The sequence below is a fragment of the uncultured Campylobacter sp. genome, from assembly GCF_937949835.1.
Lineage (GTDB): Bacteria > Campylobacterota > Campylobacteria > Campylobacterales > Campylobacteraceae > Campylobacter_B.
Genome location: NZ_CALEDC010000132.1, coordinates 1 through 2,893, shown reverse-complemented (window position 1 = coordinate 2,893; position 2,893 = coordinate 1). Strand labels below are relative to the sequence as shown.

Here is a 2,893-nt window from a genome sequence, read left to right as displayed (position 1 = left end):
AATTTTAGACGATAAGCAAGAAATCACGGGCTTTGATAAAGATAAGCTGGACGAGTATATCCAAGGCTAGAGTTTGAAAAGCGCCTATATTTTCCCGATCGTCGGCACGGTTTTATTTCTGTTTTTTAATCTTTACGTCTACAGATCGATCAGCGCGCGCTTTACGCCATATAAAAATTTCGTGATCTTCCGCCCTGCCTTGAGCTTGCTTTGCGTAGCTTTAGCAATTTTAGATGCGATATTTTTTGTGGGTTTTGGGCTTAATGGAAGCTTTAAAAACGAGCTACTCTATAAGCTATGCGTATTTTGCATGGCGGCGTCTTTTTCGCTCTTTTTTATCTGCCTTGCTTACGACGTGCTAAGCGCCGCTGCGCATTTAGTTAAATTTAGCCAAAACAGGCGAAAATTTTTAAAAACCTTTATAGACGTAACATTCGTAATAATGGCGTTTAGCTATATTTTTAAAGGGCTTTATAATGCACTAAAAATTCCAAAAATCACCGAGCGCGAAATAAAAATCAAAAACTTAGCTCGCGAGCTAAACTTTGCCGTCATCTCAGACGTGCATCTGGGCGAGTTTTTGAAAAAGGAATTTTTGCAAGGCGTCGTAGCGCAGATAAACTCGCTAAATTACGATGCGCTGCTGATCGTGGGCGATATGTTTGATCTGCGCTCGGATGAGCTCGGGGATATTTTGCAGCCTCTTGAGGCGATAAAAAAACCTATATTTTTCGTCACGGGCAACCACGAGTATTACCGCGGCGACGCAAGCGGGCTTATCGCGGCGATGCAAAAAGCGGGCGTGCGCGTGCTGCAAAACGAAAGCGTGGAATTTGAAGGGCTAAATTTAATGGGCGTGCACGATCTTAGCGGCTTTCGCTTCGGATATATGCAGCCCGATCTCGGCGCTGCGCTAGCGCAAGCAGACCCCGATAAGCCTAAAATTTTACTCGCGCATCAGCCCAAATACGTCGTGGATTTCGTGCGCTACGAGGTCGATCTGTGTATCTGCGGACACACGCACGCGGGGCAAATTTTTCCGTGGACGCTTTTGGTACTGCTTAGCCAGAAGTATCTTTACGGGCTGTATAACGACGGGCTGAAGCAAATTTACGTAAGCAGCGGCGTAGGGTTTTGGGGCCCGCCGATAAGGGTCTTTGCGGATGCCGAGATCGCGCTGCTTAAGCTTAGAAAGGCATAGATGAGAAGTTTTATTTCGAGGATTTTTGGGGTTATCGCCGCGGTGAAATTCCCTAAATTTATACAAAATTTTATCAACCGTAAATATGTGGAATTTTTCAAAATCGATATGAGCGAATTTGATCCGCCGCAGAGCTACGCGAGCCTAAACGCGCTTTTTACCCGCCGCTTGCTGCGTCCGCGCGAGATAGCAGCAGATGAGCTGGCTTTTATAAGCCCTAGCGACGGCGTTATCTTTGAGAGCGGATGCTGCACCGATCTGCGGGCTTTTAGCGTGAAGGGCTGCGAATATAGCCTTAGCGAGCTGCTGGGGCGCACGTTTGCGGCAAGCGAAAGCGGCGGAGCGGTTAAAAATTTAGATGACGGGGCGGTTGCTACGAACGGGAGCGGCGAGGTTGGAACCGGATGCGCAAAAGATGCCGGCGCAGGGATGAAATTTCGCGCCGCGCAAGCAAAAATCATAAGCGGCGAAAGCAGCGCAACTTATGCCGCGAGCGACGTGCGAGCTGAAATTTGTAGCGATAAAAGCGGTGCGAGCCGCGAAACGAGCGCAGAGGACGCCCAATGCCGCAAAAATACAAGCGGCGTAAATTTAAGCTACGCAAACATCTATCTAAGCCCGCGCGATTATCATCATTATCATGCGCCGTGCGATCTAAGTGTGCTGCAGGCGCTTTACATACCCGCTGATCTTTACAGCGTGGCGAAGAAATTTTTACTTAAAATTCCAAACCTCTACGCTAAAAACGAGCGCGTGATTTTAAAGTGCAAAATGCCTAGCGACGGGATTTTGTGGATGGTTTTCGTGGGCGCCTTAAACGTTGGTAAGATGAGATTTGATTTCGATGCGCGAATACAGACGAATGCATGCGCAAGTAGATCTGAGGCGCTTTACGAATATGAAAATTTAAACTTTAAAAAGGGCGATCATTTGGGAAATTTCGAGCTTGGCTCAACGATCGTGCTCGTAGCGCAAAGCGAGTTTTTAAAATTTAGCGTTTCGTCTGAAACTGCCGTCAAATTTTCACAAAAAATCGGCGAACTAGGCAAATTTTAAATCCCGGCTGATACGTCCGTAAAATTCGGGCAAAAAATCGCAGAATTTAATGAAATTTCATAAAATTCCATTTAAAATGCAGGATTTTTTCTTTAACTAAAATTAATTTTATTTAAATTTGGCTATAATCATCTCACTTTAAATCAAAGGATTTAACATGAAAAATTTAAAAGCTTTTACGATGATAGAGCTTGTTTTCGTCATCGTCGTTTTAGGTATTTTGGCGGGCATCGCGGTGCCTAGATTAGCCGCTACGCGCGATGATGCCACGATCGCTAAGATGCGTGGGGATATCGCTGCTATTAGAAGCGGACTTTCGCTAGTTAGAAGCGAGAACATGATGAGAGGTGAGACTAAGTGGCCTGGTCTAGAAGCTAATCCGGATGTAGCCGGTACGCTTTTTGAAGGTGTTTTGCAGCAGCCCATCTATCCAATGAAAGCTGGTGGCAGAAACGGCTGGACTTTGGTTACGAACGGCAATGCCAATGCAACGTCTACATATAGGGCTAGCGTAGCAGGTAAGAGTACTACTTTTGATTACTATCCGACAAGAGATAGTATACCTACTTCCGGTGCAAATAAAGATAGAAATGTAGGCTCATTCGACTGCAATCACGCTGATGATCTTTGTCAATC

Annotated in this window: 3 protein-coding genes; all 3 read left to right on the top strand. The window is 45.7% G+C overall.

Annotation, left to right across the window (positions count from 1 at the left end):
* The first annotated feature begins 73 nt into the window (after nucleotides 1-73).
* Complete coding sequence (locus Q0256_RS02915) at nucleotides 74-1,201, top strand: metallophosphoesterase (protein WP_297959893.1); 1,128 nt, start codon at nucleotides 74-76, stop codon at nucleotides 1,199-1,201.
* Nucleotides 1,202-2,257 (top strand): archaetidylserine decarboxylase, encoded by a 1,056-nt coding sequence (asd, locus tag Q0256_RS02910; RefSeq protein ID WP_297959891.1) that lies wholly within the window; start codon nucleotides 1,202-1,204, stop codon nucleotides 2,255-2,257. It abuts the gene before it with no gap.
* Nucleotides 2,258-2,414: 157 nt separating this feature from the next.
* On the top strand, nucleotides 2,415-2,893 hold a 479-nt coding region (locus tag Q0256_RS02905), incomplete at its 3' end, for a prepilin-type N-terminal cleavage/methylation domain-containing protein (protein WP_297959889.1).

Bases quoted from the DNA above. Each gene is read 5' to 3' on its own strand.
- asd (WP_297959891.1), top strand. From the start codon at position 1,202: ATGAGAAGTTTTATTTCGAGGATTTTTGGGGTTATCGCCGCGGTGAAA.